This window comes from Streptomyces sp. NPDC059850 (assembly GCF_042731515.1).
Taxonomy (GTDB): domain Bacteria; phylum Actinomycetota; class Actinomycetes; order Streptomycetales; family Streptomycetaceae; genus Streptomyces.
The window spans coordinates 1-20,024 of the sequence record NZ_JBHWJI010000017.1 but is presented as its reverse complement, the minus strand read 5'-3'; the positions used below and the strand labels follow the sequence as shown (position 1 = coordinate 20,024).

Genomic DNA, 20,024 nt, shown 5'->3' with positions numbered 1-20,024 from the left:
CACTCGCCTTCACCGGCGGGTGGGGCTTTTCCGTATCTGGGTACCCGGCCATCCGCATCGAAGCTGAGTTCGACTTCGGGAGTACGGATGATGACCAACGGCAAGATCGCGGTCGCGATCGCGGGAGGCTACCTCCTCGGGCGCACCAAGAAGGTCAAACTCGCCATCGGCCTGGGCATGTTGCTCGCCGGGAAGAAGATCACCCTGGATCCGCAGCAGCTGGCGCGGGCGGTCGCCGACTCACCGCTGCTGAGCGGTCTGAACGCGCAGGCGCGCAAGGAGCTGAGCGGCGCCGCCAGGACGGCCGCGACCCGCGCCCTGTCCACCCGCATGAACGGCCTCGCCGACTCGCTGCAGGACCGCACGGCGGCCCTGCGGGGCGAGGAAGCGGACGAGGAGCGCGCGGCGGACGAGCACGAGCCCGCCGACGAGGAGAGCGAACGCAAACCCCCGGCGCGACGCCGCAAGGCGCCGCAGGCCAAGGCGGCCAAGGCCCCTGCCGGGCGGGCGCGCACGGCGGCGAAGAAGACCGCGAAGACCGCGAAGGTCGCGAAGACCGCCGGGGGCCGCAATGGCTGACACGTTGGGCAAGCTGAAGGACGACATCGTGCGCAGCCCGGCCGCCGACCGCCTCAAGGACGAGCTGCAGTCCTACGTACAGGCCCGGGCGACCCACACGCTCTCCGGGCTCGGCACCGGTCTCGCCAAGGGCACCCAGGCACTCGCCGAGGGGAAGTCGCCGGGCCAGGCCGTGTTCAAGGCCGGAGCCTCCCAGCTGAAGGAAACGCTGAAGGACAAGATCAAGGGCGCGTTCGGCAAGGGCAAGGGCGGCAAGAGCGGCGGCGGCAAGTCCAAGAGCGTCACGGTGGTCGAGGACATCGACGTCGGGGTGCCGGTCCGCGAGGCGTACGACCAGTGGACCCAGTTCCAGGAGTTCAGCACCTTCGCCAAGGGCGTCGTCAGCGTCGAGAAGGCCGACGACACCAGCAGCAACTGGAAGGTGAAGGTCGCCAAGTCCACGCGCAGCTGGAAGGCCAACGTCACCGAGCAGGTGCCCGACGAGCGGATCAGCTGGACGACCGAGGGTGCCAAGGGCACCGTCAAGGGCGTCGTCACCTTCCACGCGCTCGGCGACAGCCTCACCCGGGTGCTGCTGGTGCTGGAGTACTTCCCCAAGGGCCTGTTCGAGAAGACCGGCAACATCTGGCGCGCCCAGGGCCGCCGGGCGCGGCTCGATCTGAAGCTCTACCGCAAGTTCATCATGATGCGCGGCGAGGCCACGGACGGCTGGCGCGGGGAGATCCGGGACGGCGAGGTCGTGGTCGACCACGAGACGGCCGTGGCGGAGGAAGAGGAAGAGCGCGACGAAGAGGCCGGGGCCGAGGCCGGGGGAGAGGCCGATGAGCCGCGGGCCGAACAGGACGACGAGGACGCGGCGTACGAGGACGAGCCGGAGGACGAGCCCGAGGACGAGGCCGAATCCGAGGGCGAGGGCGACGAGGCGGAGTTCGCCGACGAGGACGAGGAGGCGGCGTACGAGGAGGACGCCGACGCCGAGCCCGAGGAGGAGCCCGAGGACGAGTACGAGGAGGAGCCCGACGAGGCCGACGAGGCCGACGAGCCCGCCGAGGACGCCGAGCCCGAGCGTCCGCGGCGGCGTCGTAAGGCGGCGGCCGCTCGCGGCTGACGTCCCCGCCGCGCCACCGCTGGGGCGCCCCCGGCCCATACGACGGGCCGGGGGCGCCCGTTACGCCCTCGACGTGGGGCGCGGGCGCCAGATCCAGGGCGTGGCGTTCGGCGCGATGCCCACCACACACGCCCCCTGGTCGGGGTCGGCCAGCAGCGCGGGGATGCCCACTGGCGTGAGGTGGCCGGGGGAGCGCAGCGGGCGGTCGTCAGGGCCGGTGCCCCACTGGACCTGGACGTCGCCGTCGAGGCTGCGGCCGAGCAGGAGCAGGGCGGTGGCCTTGCCGTCCTCGCCGTCCCCGCCCTCCTTGCCGGGCTCGGGCACGGTGTGCGCGGCGATGGCCCCGTACCCCTCGAAGTGCCGCACCGTGCGGTTCTCCGCGCCCCCTTCCGTGCCGTGGAGGGCGGGCACGGTGGCCGCGGGGGTGCGGTAGACCAGCGAGAGCGAGCCATCGGGGGCGATCGCGGCGCCGATCTGGTTGCCGCCGGGGCGGGGCAGTCCGGCGGCGGGGCGCAGGGTGACGGGGCCGCCCGGCTTCTCCTGCGACCAGTGGTGCACGGTGTCGCGGCCCGGGGCGACGACATGGGCGCGGCCCTCGCGGTCGACCAGGGCGGTCAGCCCGTCCTGGATCTCCGCGCCGCCGAGCCGCTGCCACGGGCCCCAGCGGCCGTCGGCGTCCCGTACCCGGGTGGCGAGGGCCTTCTCGGCGGTCCGTACGAAGAGGTGGACCTTGCCGTCCGGGGTGGCGACGGCGGTGGGGCAGCCGACGCGGCGGCCGTGCTCGGGGTCGGCCTCGGGGGTGCCGAGCCCGGTCCAGGCGCGGAACGGCCCTCCCGGGCGGCGCTGTTCCAGGGCCACGATCTCGCGCAGATTGGCGCCGCCCTGCCCGTCCAGCGCCGCGAACCGCAGCGCCAGCAGCACCTGGCGTCCCGCGCTGTCGGTCACGGCGCTCAAGCCGGGGGCCAGCGGCCCGCCGCCGAGCCCGAGCGGCGCCCCGAACCGCCCGCTGCCACGGGCGGTTTCGCGCCACCGGACGGCCTGGGCGCCGAGGATGCCGTACGCGACGAGACGGCCCTCGCGGTCGGTGGTGGGGGTGGGCAGGGCGCTGGGGTAGCGGTAGTGGGTGGAACGTATCCAGCCCTTGCGGTTCTTGAGCGGCCGCACGCCGCCCTGGCTGTAGTCGCCGCAGCCCGCGCTCTCACCGCACTTCCACTCGGGTGAGCCGCCGTACGCCTTGATCACGCGGGCCTTCTGGGCCAGCACGGCGGGCGGCAGGTTGTGCGGCCAGCGCTGGTTGTAATAGCCGCGGAAGGACGTGGTGGTGAAGCGCGGCGCCTGGTGGTCCCGGCGGGTGGACTCGGCGGCCCACTGCGCGATCGCCTTCCAGGTGAACAGCGCGACGGGGGTGTGGTCCCGGTGGTCCGAGCAGCCCGGCTGGTCGTTGTCCTTGGGGCGCAGCGCGTCGTGGACCTGGAAGTCGGGGTCGGGGTCGAGGGTGTGGATCAGGGTGGGCCGGTAGCGGTCCATGATCTCGGCGAGCACGTCGACCAGCGTCTGGTGGACGTACGAGCTGGGGTGCGCCACCGGGGAGCCCTCGGCGAGCAGCGTCCGCATGACCGTGCCGGGGGTGTCCCACAGGTCGGGCATGCGCAGCTGGCCCTCGGACAGCATGGCGATGTTGAGGAAGATCAGCCGCACTCTGCGGGCGCCGTTGGCGAGCACGTTCGACTCCGCCTTGACGCCGCCGGGCAGGTTCAGCACCGACCGCTGCCACGGCGTGAACTGGTTCAGCCCGAGCATCTGCGCGTACGCCTGGCGCAGCCCCTGGTGGCGGGCGGCGGAGTACGCGGCCTTGTCCGGCGGCGGCAGCGGCCGCCCGGCCACCTTGTTGAGGCCCAGCGCCTCGCCCGCCGTGACGTACACGCTCACCACGGGGACCCCGGAGCGCAGCACGTGCTCGTTGTCGGGGTTCATGAAGTACAGGTCGTCATCGGGGTGCGCCATGACCTGGAGCAGGGTGCCCCGCTTGTCCCCGACCGCCGGGGTGAACGGCTCGGCGGCCCCCGGGCTGCTGGTCGTCCGGGCCGGGGCGGCGGGGGCGGCGGAAGCCCCGGGACGGCTGCTGCACCCGGTGGCAGCGGCGGCGGTGAGGGCCGCCACCGCGGCCAGTGCCTGCCTGCGTGTCGCGCGCGCGGGCAGAGTCCATCGACTGTTCAATTTGGTGACCCTGTCACTTGTGCAGCGCGAAATATCCGGGCTGCTTCCACGTGATAGGGGACGGCTGATGATCTTGGATGGTTGTCCGATGACCGGGAGGTGTCGGTCACACTCCGGACGCGCCCCTAGGTCACCGAGGGACCGCCGAGGTATCGCCCGGCCTTGGTGTAGGGCCAGGCGTTGGCGACGCAGCCCTTCAGCCCGTCTATCTGCTGCATCATCGCCGGGGCGGGCTTGCCCTTGCCGGGGCAGGTCTCATGGCCGTGGCCGATGCGGTGGCCCACCTCGTGGTTGATGATCAGCGCCCGGTATTCGCCGATCGGGCCGTCGAACTCGGGGGAACCGGTGTTCCAGCGCGTGAGGTTGACCATGACCTGCGTTCCGGCGGCGCAGTTGACCTTGCCGCGGGTCTTCAGCCCGGCCTGCCCGCAGATGTCGTCGACCGTGTCCGGGGTGGCGATCTTCACCTCGAAGTCGTAGGTGCCGTCGGCGACCAGCTGGAAGGAGTGCTTCTGGTCCCGGGTCCAGCCGCGCTGGTCCGCGAGGACCGCGGATATCTCGGCCGCGGCCTTCTTCGGGTCGACGCCCGTGCCCTCCTCCACCTGGACCTTGAACCGCCGTACGTCGGCGCCGTCGCCGATGACCTCGCCGGACGCCTTCGCGGTGATGAAGGTGCCGGTCCCGGCCGTGGGCGCGGCGGGGCGTGTGGGCGCGGCGTCGCGGGAGGACCGGGAGGGCGGCGCCGACGGGGCCGACGGCGCCGTGGTGGGGGACTGGCTCGCCACCGGGGAATCGGCGGCGGAGTCCGAGGGGGTCGACCGCGCGCCGCCGCCGTCCGCCGGTAACAGGACGTACGCCGCCAGCAGGGCTCCGGCCGTCACCGCCGCGCCGGTCAGCAGCGGCACCACCGGCGACCGGCGGCGCCTCCGGCGCCGGGAGCGGCGGTGCGAGGGCCGGGCGGACGGTGCGGCGGACTGCTCGGCGGACGGTTCGGTGACGGTCATGGGTGGGGGTGCTCCAGGGGGTGGGGGCGGTACGGAGTGTCGGTCGCGGCTCGGGAGAGGCGCGCGGCTCAGGAGAAGCGGGCCGAGGAGAGCGCGGCCTTGACGCGCGCGACGAGGGCGGAGTCCGGGGAGGCGAGGCAGGCGTACGCGGCGATCGTGCTGTCGGGGTGGCCGGGCAGCGGCTGCCGGCGCTTGAGGAACGCCGTGCCGCCCAGCTCCCGGCAGACCGGGCTGGGGAGCGACCGCTCGACGGGCCGGTCCCGCTCGGGCCGGTCGTAGGACTCCCGGCGCCACAGCAGCAGGGCGCTGTTCTCCGGGAGCCGGGTCACCGGAAGGCACAGCTCAGGGCCGTAGCGGGCGTCCTGGAGGGGTTCGCCGCACGAGCCGTCCGTGGTGCTCGGGGGAGCGATCGACGCGGTGCTCTGCGGCGCCCTCGACGCCATGCCCGGGGTCGAGCCCGGGGTTTGGCCCGCCGCCGTACTCGACGTCTCGTGCGCCGCCGGGCCCGCCAGGACGTACGTCTCGCTCGCGGGCGCGTCCGTGCCTTCCGCGCCGTCAGCTCCGTCAGCGCCGTCAACGCGGTGCGGCACCGCCACCCGCCAGTCGTCGGGTACGGACACCCGCAGGCCCAGGTCGCCCGAGACGTCCGGCAGCTTCAGCACCTTCCGGGGCGTCGCGGTCCGGTCCGGTCCCGGCGTCGTGGCCGGGGTGGTGGAGCCGGGCTCGGCGGAGCGGCCGTCGCGCAGGGCGGTGGCCAGCGACACCGCCCCCGCGATCAGCGCGACCACCATGGGGGCGGCCACGACGGCGGTACGCCGCCTGCGGGCCCGCGCCACCCGGTGCCGTACCCGCTCCATGCGGTCCTCCGGCGCCGTCAGCGGCGGGGTACCGGCGTCCGCGAGCCGCCGCAGCCCGGCCGCGGTACGGGCCAGCTCCTCGGTGCCGTACCCGCCGGGGATGTCCTTCGTCGCCATGGTCCTCACCTCACTTCGGCGCGGCGCGGCCGCGGACCGGCTCCGGGGCGGGCACGAGCCCGGGATCGAGCCCGGGTAATCGGGCGCGCAGTGTGTTCAGGGCCTTCGACGCCTGGCTCTTGACCGTGCCGGTGGAGCAGCCCAGCACCGTGGCGGTCTGCTCCACGCTCAGATCCTCCAGATAGCGCAGGACGACGACCTCGCGCTGGCGCCGGGGCAGCAGCCGCAGCAGCCCGATCAGCGTCCGCGCCTGGTCGACCTCGCCGACCTGGCCGTACGGACCCGCCGGGCCGCCCCGCGAGGACGGCTCGGGCAGCTCGGAGTGGGGCACCTCGCGCCGCCAGTGCCGCCGCCACCAGGACGCGTGCAGATGGACCAGGGTGCGGCGGACGTACGCCTCGGGGTTCTCCTCGGCGATGCGTCCCCACTTCGGCCAGACCCGGGCCAGGGCGCTCTGCAGCAGATCCTCGGCCAGGTGCCGGTCGCCGGTCAGGAACCAGGCGGAACGCAGCAGCCGTGGCCCGCAGGCGGCGACGAACTCCTCGAACTCGGTCCAGTCGCCGCCCGCCATGCCGCCCTCGCGTGATTCGAAGCCGATCCTTCGTGTGATCCACGCACGCCGGAACGCGTTGGGGGCGAGGGCTGGTTGCCCACTGTGCGTCACATCACAAGAGGCGACGGGGTCGAGACGTTTGGCGGCCTCAGTGGGCGAGCAGCGCCCCGAGCACCGCGAGCCAGCAGAAGGACACCAGTACCGGCAGCAGCACCATGATCGCTCCGGTGGGTGACACCTTCAGATAGGCCGATCCGGGGTCGCTGGTGCGGCGGTTCACGATCCGCTCGCCGCCGTGCCAGGCCATGTACTCCTCGAGCTCTATCACCGCTTCCTTACGCGCCAGCAGGTACTGACGGCCGAAGCGCAGCATCTGCGAGAAGCCCAGCGACACCCCGAAGCCGATGACCGAGATGATCGCCGCCAGTACCGTGCCCAGGCTGCCGCCCGCGCCCTCCTTACTGAGGAAGAAGGCGGTGGCGGCCGCGAGGCCCGCGGTGATGTAGAAGAAGTTGTTGAGCTTCTGCCAGTTCAGGTTGTCCTCGTGCTTGTAGAGGTCCACCGCGATCTGGTATTGCGCGTGCAGGATCGCCTCGCGCGGTTTGCGCCAGACCCACACCACCCGCGGCAGCCCGTCCGGCGGGGTCATCCGGGTCAGCTCCTGGAAGCCGAGCTTGTGGTGGAAGTGCGCGGACGGGTCGTTGGGCGGATCGTTGACCACCGCGGCGATCACAGGGCTTTCGTGCCACTGGTCGAGCACGTGGTAGTAGAGCATCGAGGCGACCCCGGACCGCGCCGCCTCGCGGGCCACGCAGATCTGCTTGATCACCAGGAAGCTGCCCAGCGCCGTCTTGATCCGGCGGTTCAGCCATTCGTCCGGCTCGACCTGGTCGGAGCTGTATGCCATCAGGAATGCCAGCACCTGGCCGCCCTTGACCGCCACATAGAAGTGCTCGGCGGTCGCCAGCCGGGAGCGGTAGTCCGCCTCGGTGTACGCCGAGACCAGGAAGCCGCCCTCCGTCGACCCCCGGATACCGCCCGGCCCGTTCAGGCTCCGTGACTCGGCGAGGCGGGCGATCTGCTCCGCGTGCTCCTCGCCCGCCCGTAAGATCTCGACCCGTAACGGCACAGCCATTCCGATACCCCCCCTTCCCGGCGCGCCGAAGGTACCGTGACCACGGTCCGTCGCACCACCGTGCGAGCGAGGATTCGCCGATGTGGGTGTGGGGTACGCTCCAGGGCCGATTCGCGGTGGCTGGGTTCCGTATGGCAGACTGTCCGGGTTGCTCGGTTGAGTGCCAATGCTGCGCGCCTCCCGCCGGGAGGACTGGAAGCGAGTCCCGCAGTACTCGTCGCCCCTGATCAGGGGCGGAAGTACGGGAATCTTCCGGGAAGTGTCAGCGGGGCCCCAGCCAGGCGCCCGGTGGGTGACTCTCTCCCCCAGCCAACCCCCTTCACCAGGGATCTCTTCTGTGGAGATTTACGAGAAGGGGCGCGACACGCCCGACCGCGTGGGTCGGGGTGGGGTGGGAGGGCCGCGAACGCCACCGGGTCCCAGAGCGTTACGAGAGACAGGACTACGAAGTAGCCATGGCGGGACAGAAGATCCGCATCCGGCTCAAGGCCTACGACCACGAGGTCATCGACTCCTCGGCGAAGAAGATCGTCGAGACGGTGACCCGCACTGGTGCGTCGGTCGCGGGCCCGGTGCCGCTGCCCACAGAGAAGAACGTGTACTGCGTCATCAAGTCGCCGCACAAGTACAAGGACGCGCGCGAGCACTTCGAGATGCGTACGCACAAGCGCCTCATCGACATCCTCGACCCCACGCCGAAGACCGTCGACTCGCTCATGCGTCTCGACCTGCCGGCGGGCGTCGACATCGAGATCAAGCTCTGAGGTGACGCGCGAGATGGCTAAGCAGATCAAGGGCGTCCTGGGCGAGAAGCTCGGCATGACGCAGGTGTGGGACGAGAACAACCGTGTTGTTCCGGTCACCGTCGTCAAGGCCGGCCCCTGCGTCGTGACCCAGGTCCGTACCGATGACGCGGACGGCTACGACGCCGTCCAGATCGCCTTCGGCGAGATCGACCCGCGCAAGGTGAACAAGCCCCTCAAGGGCCACTTCGCCAAGGCCGACGTCACCCCGCGCCGCCACCTGGTGGAGCTGCGTACCGCTGACGCCAGCGAGTACACGCTCGGCCAGGAGGTCACCGCCGAGGCGTTCGAGTCCGGTGTCAAGGTCGACGTGACCGGCACCAGCAAGGGCAAGGGCACCGCCGGTGTCATGAAGCGCCACGGCTTCGGTGGCCTCGGCGCCGGCCACGGCACCCAGCGCAAGCACCGCTCGCCGGGCTCGATCGGTGGCTGCGCCACCCCGGGCCGCGTGTTCAAGGGCCTGCGCATGGCCGGCCGCATGGGCAACGAGCGGGTCACCACCCAGAACCTGACCGTCCATGCCGTTGACGCGGAGAAGGGCCTGCTCCTGATCAAGGGAGCGGTTCCTGGTCCGAACGGCGGCCTCGTCCTGGTCCGTACCGCGGCCAAGGGGGCCTGAGGTAACCGATGAGCACCATTGACATCCTTTCGCCGGCAGGCGACAAGGCCGGGAACGTCGAACTCCCCACGGAGATCTTCGACGCGCAGGTCAGCGTTCCGCTGATCCACCAGGTCGTCGTCGCACAGCTGGCCGCTGCCCGTCAGGGCACGCACAAGACCAAGACGCGCGGCGAGGTCCGCGGCGGTGGCAAGAAGCCGTACCGCCAGAAGGGCACCGGTCGTGCCCGTCAGGGCTCGACCCGCGCGCCGCAGTTCGCCGGCGGTGGCGTCGTGCACGGTCCCGTGCCGCGTGACTACAGCCAGCGCACCCCGAAGAAGATGAAGGCCGCCGCCCTGCGCGGTGCCCTCTCGGACCGGGCGCGCCACAACCGCGTTCACGTCGTGACCGGCGTGGTCGAGGGCGACGTCTCCACCAAGGCCGCCAAGGCCCTGCTGGGCAAGATCAGCGAGCGCAAGCACGTGCTCCTGGTCGCCGAGCGGAGCGACGAGGCCGCGTGGCTGTCCGCCCGCAACCTGCCCCAGGTGCACATCCTGGAGCCGGGCCAGCTGAACACGTACGACGTGCTCGTCTCCGATGACGTGGTCTTCACCAAGGCCGCCTTCGAGTCCTTCGTGGCTGGTCCCAAGGCCGCTGAGAAGACCGAAGGGAGCGCCGCCTGATGAGTGAGGCGACCGCTGTCACCAGCAAGACCTTCACCGACCCCCGCGACGTTCTCGTCAAGCCGGTGGTGTCGGAGAAGAGCTACGCGCTGCTGGACGAGAACAAGTACACGTTCATCGTCGACCCGCGCGCGAACAAGACCCAGATCAAGCAGGCCGTCGAGGCGGTCTTCTCGGTCAAGGTCACCGGGGTCAACACGATCAACCGGCAGGGCAAGCGCAAGCGCACCCGCACCGGTTACGGCAAGCGCAAGGACACCAAGCGCGCCATCGTGACCCTTGCCGAGGGCGACCGTATCGACATCTTCGGCGGCCCGACCTCCTGACGGAGGTCGGAATCGTCCAGAAGTCCGGAATATTCCGAGGACTGAGAAATGGGTATCCGCAAGTACAAGCCGACGACCCCGGGCCGTCGTGGCTCCAGCGTCGCCGACTTCGTCGAGATCACGCGGTCCACGCCGGAGAAGTCGCTGGTCCGCCCGCTGCACAGCAAGGGTGGTCGTAACAACGCCGGCCGCATCACGGTCCGCCACCAGGGTGGCGGTCACAAGCGTGCGTACCGCGTGATCGACTTCCGCCGTCACGACAAGGACGGCGTCCCGGCGAAGGTCGCGCACATCGAGTACGACCCCAACCGCACCGCGCGCATCGCGCTGCTGCACTACGCGGACGGCGAGAAGCGCTACATCCTCGCGCCGCGTGGCCTGAAGCAGGGCGACCGGATTGAGAACGGCCCCGGCGCCGACATCAAGCCCGGCAACAACCTGTCGCTGCGCAACATCCCGGTCGGTACCACGCTCCACGCGATCGAGCTGCGGCCCGGTGGCGGCGCGAAGTTCGCCCGCTCCGCCGGTGCCTCCGTGCAGCTGCTGGCGAAGGAGGGCTCGATGGCCCACCTTCGTATGCCGTCCGGTGAGATCCGCCTGGTCGACGTCCGCTGCCGCGCCACCGTTGGCGAGGTCGGCAACGCCGAGCAGTCGAACATCAACTGGGGCAAGGCCGGCCGCATGCGCTGGAAGGGCGTCCGCCCGACCGTTCGTGGTGTGGTCATGAACCCCGTCGACCACCCGCACGGTGGTGGTGAGGGCAAGACCTCCGGTGGTCGCCACCCGGTCTCGCCGTGGGGTCAGAAGGAGGGCCGTACACGCTCGCCGAAGAAGGCCAGCAACAAGTACATCGTCCGCCGCCGCAAGACGAACAAGAAGCGCTAGGAGCGGGTTTAGATGCCGCGTAGTCTCAAGAAGGGGCCCTTCGTCGACGGCCACCTCATCAAGAAGGTGGATGTTCAGAACGAAGCCGGCACCAAGAACGTCATCAAGACCTGGTCCCGCCGCTCGATGATCGTCCCGGCGATGCTCGGCCACACGATCGCGGTGCACGACGGCCGTAAGCACGTCCCGGTGTTCGTCTCCGAGTCGATGGTCGGCCACAAGCTCGGCGAGTTCGCGCCGACCCGCACCTTCCGCGGCCACGAGAAGGACGACCGCAAGTCGCGTCGTCGCTGATCGGCGGAAATGACTCATGACTGACACCGAAGGGACAACCATGGAAGCCAGGGCCCAGGCGCGGTACATCCGCGTCACGCCCATGAAGGCCCGCCGCGTGGTGGACCTCATTCGTGGCATGGGCGCCACGGAGGCTCAGGCGGTCCTGCGTTTCGCCCCGCAGGCCGCGAGCGTGCCCGTCGGCAAGGTGCTTGACAGCGCCATCGCCAACGCCGCGCACAACTACGACCACACCGACGCCGACAGCCTCGTCATCTCCGAGGCCTATGTCGACGAGGGCCCGACCCTGAAGCGTTTCCGTCCGCGCGCCCAGGGCCGCGCCTACCGGATCCGCAAGCGGACCAGCCACATCACCGTGGTCGTCAGCAGCAAGGAAGGAACCCGGTAATGGGCCAGAAGGTTAACCCGCACGGGTTCCGGCTCGGCATCACCACGGACTTCAAGTCCCGGTGGTACGCCGACAAGCTGTACAAGGACTACGTCAAGGAAGACGTCGCCATCCGCCGGATGATGACGAAGGGCATGGAGCGCGCCGGTATCTCCAAGGTGGAGATCGAGCGCACCCGTGACCGCGTCCGCGTCGACATCCACACCGCCCGGCCGGGCATCGTCATCGGCCGTCGCGGCGCGGAGGCCGACCGTATCCGCGGCGAGCTGGAGAAGCTCACCGGCAAGCAGGTGCAGCTCAACATCCTCGAGGTCAAGAACCCCGAGGTGGACGCTCAGCTGGTGGCCCAGGCCGTCGCCGAGCAGCTGTCCTCCCGCGTCTCCTTCCGTCGCGCCATGCGTAAGAGCATGCAGTCGACGATGAAGGCCGGTGCCAAGGGCATCAAGATCCAGTGTGGTGGCCGTCTCGGCGGCGCCGAGATGTCCCGCTCGGAGTTCTACCGCGAGGGCCGCGTGCCCCTGCACACGCTCCGCGCGAACGTCGACTACGGCTTCTTCGAGGCCAAGACCACCTTCGGCCGCATCGGCGTCAAGGTGTGGATCTACAAGGGCGACGTCAAGAACATCGCCGAGGTCCGCGCCGAGAACGCCGCCGCCCGCGCCGGCAACCGCCCGTCGCGTGGTGGCAGCGACCGCCCGCAGCGCCGTGGTGGCGAGCGCGGTGGCCGTGGCCGTAAGCCGCAGCAGCAGAACGCCGCCGCCGAGGCCCCCAAGGCCGAGGCCGCTGCCGCTGCTCCGGCTGCTGAGGCCGCGTCTTCTACAAGCAGCGGAACGGAGGCCTGACCGACATGCTGATCCCTCGCAGGGTCAAGCACCGCAAGCAGCACCACCCCAAGCGGTCCGGCATGGCCAAGGGTGGCACGGAGCTGGCGTTCGGCGAGTACGGCATCCAGGCCGTCACCCCGGCGTACGTCACGAACCGTCAGATCGAGGCCGCTCGTATCGCGATGACCCGCCACATCAAGCGTGGCGGCAAGGTCTGGATCAACATCTACCCGGACCGTCCGCTGACGAAGAAGCCCGCCGAGACCCGCATGGGTTCCGGTAAGGGTTCGCCGGAGTGGTGGGTCGCGAACGTCAAGCCCGGTCGGGTGATGTTCGAGCTGTCCTACCCGAACGAGAAGACTGCGCGTGAGGCGCTCACCCGCGCTGCTCACAAGCTCCCGATGAAGTGCCGGATCGTGCGGCGCGAGGCAGGTGAGTCGTGATGGCGGCCGGTACCAAGGCGTCCGAGCTGCGTGAGCTGAACAACGAGGACCTCGTTGGCAAGCTGCGTGAGGCCAAGGAAGAGCTGTTCAACCTCCGCTTCCAGGCGGCGACCGGACAGCTCGAGAACCACGGCCGGCTGAAGGCCGTCCGCAAGGACATCGCCCGGATCTACACCCTGATGCGTGAGCGCGAGCTCGGCATCGAGACGGTGGAGAGCGCCTGATGAGCGAGACGAATGTGACTGAGAACGCACCGCAGAGCCGTGGCTTCCGCAAGACCCGTGAGGGTCTGGTCGTCAGCGACAAGATGGACAAGACCGTCGTCGTCGCCGTTGAGGACCGCGTCAAGCACGCGCTGTACGGCAAGGTCATCCGCCGTACGAACAAGCTCAAGGCGCACGACGAGCAGAACGCCGCGGGTGTCGGCGACCGCGTTCTCCTGATGGAGACCCGGCCGCTGTCCGCGACCAAGCGCTGGCGCGTCGTCGAGATCCTCGAGAAGGCCAAGTAAATCCCTGAGGGCATTAGCTCTCAGGTCAGTTCCGCCAGGCTCGGCAGGGGCCCGATATATCGAGCCCCTGCCGGGAACCGGCAGACGATCAGGAGATAGACGTGATCCAGCAGGAGTCGCGACTGCGCGTCGCCGACAACACTGGTGCGAAGGAGATCCTTTGCATCCGTGTTCTCGGTGGCTCCGGTCGCCGCTACGCGGGCATCGGTGACGTCATCGTCGCCACCGTGAAGGACGCGATCCCCGGTGGCAACGTGAAGAAGGGTGACGTCATCAAGGCGGTCATCGTGCGCACCGTCAAGGAGCGCCGCCGCCCGGACGGTTCGTACATCCGCTTCGACGAGAACGCGGCCGTCATCCTCAAGAACGATGGCGACCCCCGCGGCACCCGTATCTTCGGCCCGGTGGGCCGTGAGCTGCGCGAGAAGAAGTTCATGAAGATCATCTCGCTCGCGCCGGAGGTGCTGTAACCGATGAAGATCAAGAAGGGCGACCTGGTCCAGGTCATCACCGGTAAGGACAGGGGCAAGCAGGGCAAGGTCATCGCGGCCTTCCCCCGTGAGGACCGCGTCCTGGTCGAGGGTGTCAACCGGGTCAAGAAGCACACCAAGGCCGGACAGACCGCTCGTGGTTCGAAGACCGGCGGCATTGTGACGACCGAGGCCCCGATCCACGTGAGCAACGTTCAGCTCGTGGTGGAGAAGGACGGCAACAAGGTCGTCACCCGCGTCGGGTTCCGCTTCGACGACGACGGCAACAAGATCCGCGTTGCCAAGCGGACCGGTGAGGACATCTGATGACTGCCACCACCACTGCACCGCGTCTCAAGACGCGCTACCGGGAAGAGATCCAGGGCAAGCTGCAGGAGCAGTTCTCCATCGAGAACGTCATGCAGATCCCCGGCCTCACCAAGGTCGTGGTCAACATGGGTGTGGGCGACGCCGCCCGCGACTCCAAGCTGATCGAGGGCGCCATCCGCGACCTCACCACGATCACCGGCCAGAAGCCGGCCGTCACGAAGGCCCGTAAGTCCATCGCGCAGTTCAAGCTGCGCGAGGGCCAGCCGATCGGTGCCCACGTCACCCTCCGGGGCGACCGCATGTGGGAGTTCCTGGACCGTCTGGTGTCGCTCGCGCTCCCGCGCATCCGCGACTTCCGTGGTCTGTCGCCGAAGCAGTTCGACGGCCGTGGGAACTACACCTTCGGTCTCACGGAGCAGGTCATGTTCCACGAGATCGACCAGGACAAGATCGACCGCGTCCGGGGTATGGACATCACCGTGGTGACCACGGCGACCACCGACGAAGAGGGCCGTGCCCTGCTGCGTCACCTCGGCTTCCCGTTCAAGGAGGCGTGAGCCGTGGCGAAGAAGGCTCTCATTGCCAAGGCCGCCCGCAAGCCCAAGTTCGGCGTGCGTGGCTACACGCGCTGCCAGCGCTGCGGTCGTCCGCACTCCGTGTACCGCAAGTTCGGCCTGTGCCGCGTGTGCCTTCGTGAGATGGCTCACCGTGGCGAGCTGCCGGGCGTGACCAAGAGCTCCTGGTAACCCGCCCACTCGGGCTGGTTCCGGAGGCTCTCGGTAAGCAATGGATGGCGAGGCCCGCCCGCTCACTCCCGTAGAGTGGAAGGGTTGGGCGCTCGCCGCCCAGAATTGTCTTACTACGCCGAAGGTCCCCGCGCCACACCCGTGCCCACCGAGAGTGGGTGAGAGGGATGGTGCACATAGGAAACCCCGGCGAGAGAGGCCGAAGGCCAAACATGACCATGACCGATCCGATCGCAGACATGCTGACCCGTCTGCGGAACGCGAACTCGGCTTATCACGACGACGTCGTGATGCCCCACAGCAAGATCAAGTCGCACATCGCGGAGATCCTCCAGCAGGAGGGCTACATCACCGGCTGGAAGGTCGAGGACGCCGAGGTCGGCAAGAACCTCACCCTCGAGCTGAAGTTCGGCCCGAACCGTGAGCGCTCGATCGCGGGCATCAAGCGGATCTCGAAGCCGGGCCTGCGGGTCTACGCAAAGTCCACCAACCTGCCGAAGGTGCTCGGCGGCCTGGGCGTGGCGATCATCTCCACGTCGCACGGGCTCCTCACCGACAAGCAGGCCGGCAAGAAGGGCGTGGGTGGGGAAGTCCTCGCCTACGTCTGGTAACCAGGGAACGGAGGAAGCACATGTCGCGTATTGGCAAGCTGCCCATCCAGGTTCCCGCTGGTGTGGACGTCACTATCGATGGCCGCACGGTCGCGGTGAAGGGCCCCAAGGGCTCCCTCTCGCACACCGTCGCCGCGCCCATCGAGGTCGCCAAGGGTGAGGACAACAACCTCGTTGTCACCCGCCCGAACGACGAGCGTCAGAACAAGGCCCTGCACGGCCTGTCCCGCACGCTGGTGGCGAACATGATCACCGGCGTGACCCAGGGCTACAGCAAGGCGCTCGAGATCAGCGGTGTTGGCTACCGCGTCCTGGCGAAGGGCTCCAACCTGGAGTTCTCGCTCGGCTACAGCCACCCGATCCTGGTCGAGGCCCCCGAGGGCATCACCTTCAAGGTGGAGTCCCCGACCAAGCTGAGCGTCGAGGGCATCGACAAGCAGCGGGTCGGCGAGGTCGCCGCGAACATTCGCAAGCTTCGCAAGCCCGACCCCTACAAGGCCAAGGGCGTGAAGTATGCGGGCGAGGTCATCCGCCGCAAGGTCGGAAAGGCTGGTAAGTAAGCCATGACATACGGTGTGAAGATCGCTAAGGGCAACGCCCGCAAGGCCGCTGCCATCAAGCGCCGTCACATCCGCGTCCGCAAGCGGATCTCCGGTACGCCGGAGCGTCCCCGTCTCGTGGTGACGCGGTCCAACCGCCACATGGTGGCCCAGGTCATCGACGACATCGCGGGCCACACGCTCGCCTCGGCGTCGACGCTGGACACCTCCATCCGTGGTGGCGAGAGTGACAAGAGCGACCAGGCCAAGCAGGTCGGCGCGCTGGTGGCCGAGCGGGCGAAGGCCGCGGGTGTCGAGGCCGTCGTGTTCGACCGCGGTGGCAACCAGTACGCCGGGCGCATCGCCGCTCTGGCGGACGCCGCCCGCGAAGCCGGGCTGAAGTTCTAAGCCCCGGTTCCGGAGCTAGCGGACGTAACAGAGAGAGGTAAATCCAATGGCTGGACCCCAGCGTCGCGGTGGCGGCGCCGGTGGCGGCGAGCGGCGGGACCGGAAGGACCGGCGGGACGGCGGCGCAGCTGCCGAGAAGACCGCCTATGTCGAGCGGGTTGTCGCGATCAACCGTGTCGCCAAGGTCGTGAAGGGTGGTCGTCGCTTCAGCTTCACCGCGCTGGTCGTGGTGGGCGATGGTGACGGCACCGTCGGTGTCGGTTACGGCAAGGCCAAGGAGGTGCCGGCCGCGATCGCCAAGGGCGTGGAGGAGGCCAAGAAGCACTTCTTCAAGGTCCCCCGGATCGCCGGCACCATCCCGCACCCGATCCAGGGTGAGGAGGCCGCGGGTGTCGTGCTGCTCAAGCCGGCGTCCCCCGGTACCGGTGTGATCGCCGGTGGCCCGGTGCGCGCCGTTCTGGAGTGCGCGGGCATCCACGACGTGCTGAGCAAGTCGCTCGGCTCGTCGAACCCGATCAACATCGTGCACGCCACGCGGGCCGCTCTGCAGGGCCTTCAGCGGCCCGAGGAGATCGCCGCCCGTCGTGGTCTGCCGCTCGAGGACGTCGCCCCCGCCGCTCTGCTGCGGGCGCGTGCCGGGGTGGGTGTGTGAGCATGGCCCGCCTCAAGATCACGCAGACGAAGTCGTACATCGGCAGCAAGCAGAACCACCGCGACACCCTGCGTTCGCTCGGGCTGAAGAAGCTCGGCGACGTGGTTGTCAAGGAGGACCGCCCCGAGTTCCGCGGCATGGCGACCACCGTGCGGCACCTCGTGACGGTCGAGGAGGTCGACTGACATGGCGGAGAACAACCCGCTGAAGGTCCACAACCTCCGGCCCGCCCCGGGCGCCAAGACCGCCAAGACCCGTGTCGGTCGTGGTGAGGCGTCCAAGGGCAAGACCGCTGGTCGTGGTACCAAGGGCACGAAGGCCCGTTACCAGGTTCCGGAGCGCTTCGAGGGTGGGCAGATGCCCCTCCACATGCGGCTCCCGAAGCTGAAGGGCTTCAAGAACCCCTTCCGCACCGAGTACCAGGTCGTGAACCTGGACAAGCTGACCGCGCTCTACCCGCAGGGTGGCGAGGTCACGGTGGCCGACCTGGTCGCCAAGGGTGCGGTGCGCAAGAACCAGCTCGTCAAGGTGCTGGGCTCCGGCGAGGTCTCCGTGGCGCTGCAGGTGACGGTCGACGCCGTCTCCGGCTCCGCCAAGGAGAAGATCACCGCCGCCGGCGGCACTGTCACCGAGCTCGTCTGAGCAACGTGCGAAACTGGCCGGGGATGCCCCAGATCTGGGGCATCCCCGGTTGGTCGTTCCTAGGGGGGCCCGGTCGCCGGTAAGGTGGCGTGCGCTGTTACCTTCCGTGCGGTACGTCTCCGTACGGGTCCTGGCTGATAAGTATTCGTCGATCCTCAAGACCGTCACCTCTCGCGCAATGAACGCGGGGGGCGCAGGAGGCACCGTGCTCACCGCGTTCGCCCGGGCGTTCAAGACGCCCGACCTGCGCAAGAAGCTGCTGTTCACGCTGGCCATCATCGTGCTCTTCCGGCTCGGGCAACATGTCCCGATCCCGGGCATCGACTATAAGAATGTCCAGACGTGCATGGACTTGGCCAAGGGTCAGCAGGGGCTGTTCGGCCTGGTCAACATGTTCAGTGGTGGCGCACTGCTCCAGATCACCATCTTCGCGCTCGGGATCATGCCGTACATCACGGCGAGCATCATCCTGCAGCTGCTGACCGTGGTGATTCCGCGTCTGGAGGCCCTCAAGAAGGAGGGCCAGACGGGGCAGGCGAAGATCACGCAGTACACCCGTTACCTGACTGTCGCGCTGGCGATCCTCCAGGGCACCGGCCTGGTCGCCACGGCGCGCAGCGGTTCTCTGTTCCAGAGCTGCCCGGTCGGCAATCAGATCGTCCGGGACGATTCGATCTTCACCACCGCCGTGATGGTCATCACGATGACCGCCGGCACCGCGCTGATCATGTGGCTCGGTGAGCTGGTCACCGACCGCGGCATCGGCAACGGCATGTCGATCCTGATGTTCGTCTCGATCGCCGCCGGTTTCCCCAGCGCCATGTGGAGCATCAAGCAGCAGGGCAAGATCATGGGCGGCTGGCTGGAGTTCGGCCTGGTGATCGCCTGTGGTCTGGCCATGGTCGGCCTGGTGGTCTTCGTCGAGCAGGCGCAGCGCCGTATCCCGGTGCAGTACGCCAAGCGGATGATCGGCCGCCGGTCGTACGGCGGCACGTCGACCTACATTCCGATGAAGGTCAACCAGGCGGGCGTGATCCCCGTGATCTTCGCCTCGTCCCTGCTCTACATTCCGGCGCTGATCGTTCAGTTCAGTCAGTCCAAGGCGGGCTGGGCGAACTGGATCTCGCAGAACCTGGTCAAGGGCGACCACCCGATCTACATCACCGCGTACTTCCTGCTGATCGTCTTCTTCGCGTTCTTCTACGTCGCCATCAGCTTCAACCCCGAAGAAGTTGCCGACAACATGAAGAAGTATGGTGGGTTCATCCCGGGTATTCGGGCTGGTCGTCCCACTGCTGAGTATCTGAGCTACGTGCTGAACCGCATCACGTGGCCCGGTGCGCTCTATCTGGGTCTGATCGCCCTGGTGCCCACGGTGGCGCTGGTAACGCTCAATGCCAATCAGAACTTCCCGTTCGGCGGCACGAGCATCCTGATCATCGTGGGTGTCGGCCTGGAGACCGTGAAGCAGATCGAGAGCCAGCTTCAGCAGCGACACTACGAAGGGTTCCTCCGCTGATGCGAATCGTCCTCGTCGGGCCTCCTGGAGCCGGTAAGGGTACGCAAGCGACGTACCTCGCCGCGAACCTGTCGATCCCGCACATCTCCACGGGCGACCTCTTCCGCGCGAACATCAGCCAGGGCACACCGCTCGGCAAGCAGGCGCAGGAGTATATGAGGGCCGGGCAGCTGGTACCGGACGAGGTCACGGTCGGCATGGCCGAGGACCGGATGAGCCAGGAGGACGCCGCGGGCGGCTTCCTGCTCGACGGCTTCCCGCGGAACGTGGCCCAGGCCCAGGCGCTGGACGCCTACCTACGGGACAACGACCTCACCCTGGACGCCGTGCTGGACCTGGAGGTCCCGGAGGACGAGGTGGTCAAGCGGATCGCCGGCCGCCGGACCTGCCGCAACGACAGCGCGCACACCTTCCACGTGGAGTACAAGAAGCCCGAGACCGAGGGCGTGTGCGACGTGTGCGGCGGCGAGCTGTACCAGCGCGAGGACGACAGCGAGGAAACCGTCCGCAAGCGCCTTGAGGTCTACCACCGCGAGACCGAGCCGATCATCGACTACTACAAGGCCAAGGGCCAGGTCGTGACGATCCCGGCGCTCGGCAAGGTATCCGAGGTCACGCAGCGCGCGATGGGCGCTCTGGCCGCCAAGGCGGCCTGACGGCCGCGAGGACCGGAATTCCGGCCGTGGGGGGGGGGGGGGGGGGGGGCCGCCGGCGCGCGGGGGCAGACACTGACAAATAAGAAAAAAAAAAGAGACAGCGCGGTCAGGGCGCGGATTTAGGGA

General features: G+C 68.9%; 30 protein-coding genes. 25 read left to right on the top strand and 5 right to left on the bottom strand.

Translation table 11 applies throughout. From position 1 onward, the window contains the following. Positions 1–87: 87 nt before the first annotated feature. Both ACFV9T_RS16265 and ACFV9T_RS16260 read left to right on the top strand, forming a co-directional pair. Positions 88–579 (top strand): hypothetical protein, encoded by a 492-nt coding sequence (locus ACFV9T_RS16265; RefSeq protein ID WP_385440589.1) that lies wholly within the window; start codon positions 88–90, stop codon positions 577–579. After that, complete coding sequence (locus ACFV9T_RS16260) at positions 572–1,687, top strand: SRPBCC family protein (protein WP_385440588.1); 1,116 nt, start codon at positions 572–574, stop codon at positions 1,685–1,687. The genes ACFV9T_RS16265 and ACFV9T_RS16260 overlap by 8 nt, the downstream gene beginning before the upstream one ends. Positions 1,688–1,747: 60 nt before the next feature. Here the strand turns inward: ACFV9T_RS16260 and ACFV9T_RS16255 are convergent, their stop codons facing one another. The 5 genes from ACFV9T_RS16255 to ACFV9T_RS16235 all read right to left on the bottom strand — a co-directional run bounded on the left by ACFV9T_RS16255 (position 1,748) and on the right by ACFV9T_RS16235 (position 7,570). Further along, on the bottom strand, positions 1,748–3,904 hold the full coding sequence (locus ACFV9T_RS16255) for a PIG-L family deacetylase (protein WP_385440585.1): 2,157 nt from the start codon (positions 3,902–3,904) through the stop codon (positions 1,748–1,750). Positions 3,905–4,029: 125 nt separating this feature from the next. Further along, positions 4,030–4,908, bottom strand: coding sequence for a DUF3152 domain-containing protein (locus tag ACFV9T_RS16250; RefSeq protein WP_385440582.1), 879 nt, complete (start codon positions 4,906–4,908; stop codon positions 4,030–4,032). A gap of 68 nt (positions 4,909–4,976) precedes the next feature. After that, positions 4,977–5,882, bottom strand: a complete 906-nt coding sequence (locus ACFV9T_RS16245) for a hypothetical protein (RefSeq protein ID WP_385440580.1) — start codon at positions 5,880–5,882, stop codon at positions 4,977–4,979. Between the two features lie 10 nt (positions 5,883–5,892). Next, positions 5,893–6,453 carry a SigE family RNA polymerase sigma factor gene (locus ACFV9T_RS16240; RefSeq protein WP_385440871.1) on the bottom strand — a complete coding sequence of 187 codons (561 nt, stop codon included), beginning with the start codon at positions 6,451–6,453 and terminating at the stop codon, positions 5,893–5,895. Between the two features lie 130 nt (positions 6,454–6,583). Next, positions 6,584–7,570, bottom strand: coding sequence for a GNAT family N-acetyltransferase (locus ACFV9T_RS16235; protein ID WP_385440578.1), 987 nt, complete (start codon positions 7,568–7,570; stop codon positions 6,584–6,586). 455 nt (positions 7,571–8,025) lie between these two features. Here ACFV9T_RS16235 and rpsJ point away from each other — a divergent pair, with 455 nt between their 5' ends. The 23 genes from rpsJ to ACFV9T_RS16120 all read left to right on the top strand — a co-directional run bounded on the left by rpsJ (position 8,026) and on the right by ACFV9T_RS16120 (position 19,898). Beyond that, on the top strand, positions 8,026–8,334 hold the full coding sequence (gene rpsJ, locus ACFV9T_RS16230; protein WP_014054162.1) for a 30S ribosomal protein S10: 309 nt from the start codon (positions 8,026–8,028) through the stop codon (positions 8,332–8,334). Between the two features lie 13 nt (positions 8,335–8,347). After that, a complete protein-coding gene (gene rplC, locus ACFV9T_RS16225; RefSeq protein WP_009715882.1) occupies positions 8,348–8,992 on the top strand; it encodes a 50S ribosomal protein L3 in 645 nt (214 codons plus the stop codon). An 8-nt stretch (positions 8,993–9,000) separates the two neighbouring features. Continuing rightward, on the top strand, positions 9,001–9,654 hold the full coding sequence (gene rplD, locus ACFV9T_RS16220) for a 50S ribosomal protein L4 (RefSeq protein ID WP_385440576.1): 654 nt from the start codon (positions 9,001–9,003) through the stop codon (positions 9,652–9,654). After that, positions 9,654–9,980, top strand: a complete 327-nt coding sequence (gene rplW / locus ACFV9T_RS16215; RefSeq protein WP_009715880.1) for a 50S ribosomal protein L23 — start codon at positions 9,654–9,656, stop codon at positions 9,978–9,980. The genes rplD and rplW overlap by 1 nt, the downstream gene beginning before the upstream one ends. Positions 9,981–10,028: 48 nt before the next feature. Next, on the top strand, positions 10,029–10,865 hold the full coding sequence (gene rplB, locus ACFV9T_RS16210) for a 50S ribosomal protein L2 (protein WP_385440573.1): 837 nt from the start codon (positions 10,029–10,031) through the stop codon (positions 10,863–10,865). Between the two features lie 12 nt (positions 10,866–10,877). Continuing rightward, positions 10,878–11,159, top strand: a complete 282-nt coding sequence (rpsS, locus tag ACFV9T_RS16205) for a 30S ribosomal protein S19 (RefSeq protein ID WP_385440571.1) — start codon at positions 10,878–10,880, stop codon at positions 11,157–11,159. A 40-nt stretch (positions 11,160–11,199) separates the two neighbouring features. Next, positions 11,200–11,547, top strand: coding sequence for a 50S ribosomal protein L22 (rplV, locus tag ACFV9T_RS16200; protein ID WP_039938067.1), 348 nt, complete (start codon positions 11,200–11,202; stop codon positions 11,545–11,547). Next, entirely contained in the window at positions 11,547–12,389 is an 843-nt protein-coding gene (gene rpsC, locus ACFV9T_RS16195; RefSeq protein WP_385440568.1) for a 30S ribosomal protein S3, read from the top strand. Before rplV ends, rpsC begins: the two co-directional genes overlap by 1 nt. A 5-nt stretch (positions 12,390–12,394) precedes the next feature. Then, positions 12,395–12,814 carry a 50S ribosomal protein L16 gene (gene rplP / locus ACFV9T_RS16190; protein ID WP_009715875.1) on the top strand — a complete coding sequence of 140 codons (420 nt, stop codon included), beginning with the start codon at positions 12,395–12,397 and terminating at the stop codon, positions 12,812–12,814. After that, on the top strand, positions 12,814–13,038 hold the full coding sequence (gene rpmC / locus ACFV9T_RS16185; RefSeq protein ID WP_009715874.1) for a 50S ribosomal protein L29: 225 nt from the start codon (positions 12,814–12,816) through the stop codon (positions 13,036–13,038). Before rplP ends, rpmC begins: the two co-directional genes overlap by 1 nt. Continuing rightward, positions 13,038–13,325 (top strand): 30S ribosomal protein S17, encoded by a 288-nt coding sequence (gene rpsQ / locus ACFV9T_RS16180; protein ID WP_009715873.1) that lies wholly within the window; start codon positions 13,038–13,040, stop codon positions 13,323–13,325. Before rpmC ends, rpsQ begins: the two co-directional genes overlap by 1 nt. 101 nt (positions 13,326–13,426) lie before the next feature. Beyond that, entirely contained in the window at positions 13,427–13,795 is a 369-nt protein-coding gene (gene rplN / locus ACFV9T_RS16175; RefSeq protein WP_003992364.1) for a 50S ribosomal protein L14, read from the top strand. 3 nt (positions 13,796–13,798) lie between these two features. Further along, positions 13,799–14,122, top strand: a complete 324-nt coding sequence (gene rplX / locus ACFV9T_RS16170; protein WP_009715872.1) for a 50S ribosomal protein L24 — start codon at positions 13,799–13,801, stop codon at positions 14,120–14,122. After that, a complete protein-coding gene (gene rplE, locus ACFV9T_RS16165) occupies positions 14,122–14,682 on the top strand; it encodes a 50S ribosomal protein L5 (protein ID WP_385440563.1) in 561 nt (186 codons plus the stop codon). The genes rplX and rplE overlap by 1 nt, the downstream gene beginning before the upstream one ends. Positions 14,683–14,685: 3 nt before the next feature. After that, positions 14,686–14,871 carry a type Z 30S ribosomal protein S14 gene (locus tag ACFV9T_RS16160; RefSeq protein ID WP_003948630.1) on the top strand — a complete coding sequence of 62 codons (186 nt, stop codon included), beginning with the start codon at positions 14,686–14,688 and terminating at the stop codon, positions 14,869–14,871. A 212-nt stretch (positions 14,872–15,083) separates the two neighbouring features. Next, positions 15,084–15,482, top strand: coding sequence for a 30S ribosomal protein S8 (gene rpsH, locus ACFV9T_RS16155; protein ID WP_385440561.1), 399 nt, complete (start codon positions 15,084–15,086; stop codon positions 15,480–15,482). Positions 15,483–15,502: 20 nt separating this feature from the next. Beyond that, positions 15,503–16,042 (top strand): 50S ribosomal protein L6, encoded by a 540-nt coding sequence (rplF, locus tag ACFV9T_RS16150; RefSeq protein WP_385440558.1) that lies wholly within the window; start codon positions 15,503–15,505, stop codon positions 16,040–16,042. A 3-nt stretch (positions 16,043–16,045) separates the two neighbouring features. Beyond that, complete coding sequence (rplR, locus tag ACFV9T_RS16145; protein WP_385440556.1) at positions 16,046–16,429, top strand: 50S ribosomal protein L18; 384 nt, start codon at positions 16,046–16,048, stop codon at positions 16,427–16,429. A 46-nt stretch (positions 16,430–16,475) separates the two neighbouring features. Next, positions 16,476–17,081, top strand: coding sequence for a 30S ribosomal protein S5 (gene rpsE, locus ACFV9T_RS16140; protein WP_009715867.1), 606 nt, complete (start codon positions 16,476–16,478; stop codon positions 17,079–17,081). Positions 17,082–17,083: 2 nt separating this feature from the next. Next, on the top strand, positions 17,084–17,266 hold the full coding sequence (rpmD, locus tag ACFV9T_RS16135) for a 50S ribosomal protein L30 (protein WP_009715866.1): 183 nt from the start codon (positions 17,084–17,086) through the stop codon (positions 17,264–17,266). 1 nt (position 17,267) lies between these two features. Further along, positions 17,268–17,723 carry a 50S ribosomal protein L15 gene (gene rplO / locus ACFV9T_RS16130; protein ID WP_009715865.1) on the top strand — a complete coding sequence of 152 codons (456 nt, stop codon included), beginning with the start codon at positions 17,268–17,270 and terminating at the stop codon, positions 17,721–17,723. Between the two features lie 205 nt (positions 17,724–17,928). Continuing rightward, positions 17,929–19,242 carry a preprotein translocase subunit SecY gene (gene secY / locus ACFV9T_RS16125; RefSeq protein ID WP_385440553.1) on the top strand — a complete coding sequence of 438 codons (1,314 nt, stop codon included), beginning with the start codon at positions 17,929–17,931 and terminating at the stop codon, positions 19,240–19,242. Continuing rightward, positions 19,242–19,898: an adenylate kinase gene (locus tag ACFV9T_RS16120; RefSeq protein ID WP_385440551.1), complete on the top strand. Its 657-nt coding sequence runs from the start codon at positions 19,242–19,244 to the stop codon at positions 19,896–19,898. Before secY ends, ACFV9T_RS16120 begins: the two co-directional genes overlap by 1 nt. Positions 19,899–20,024: the final 126 nt, after the last annotated feature.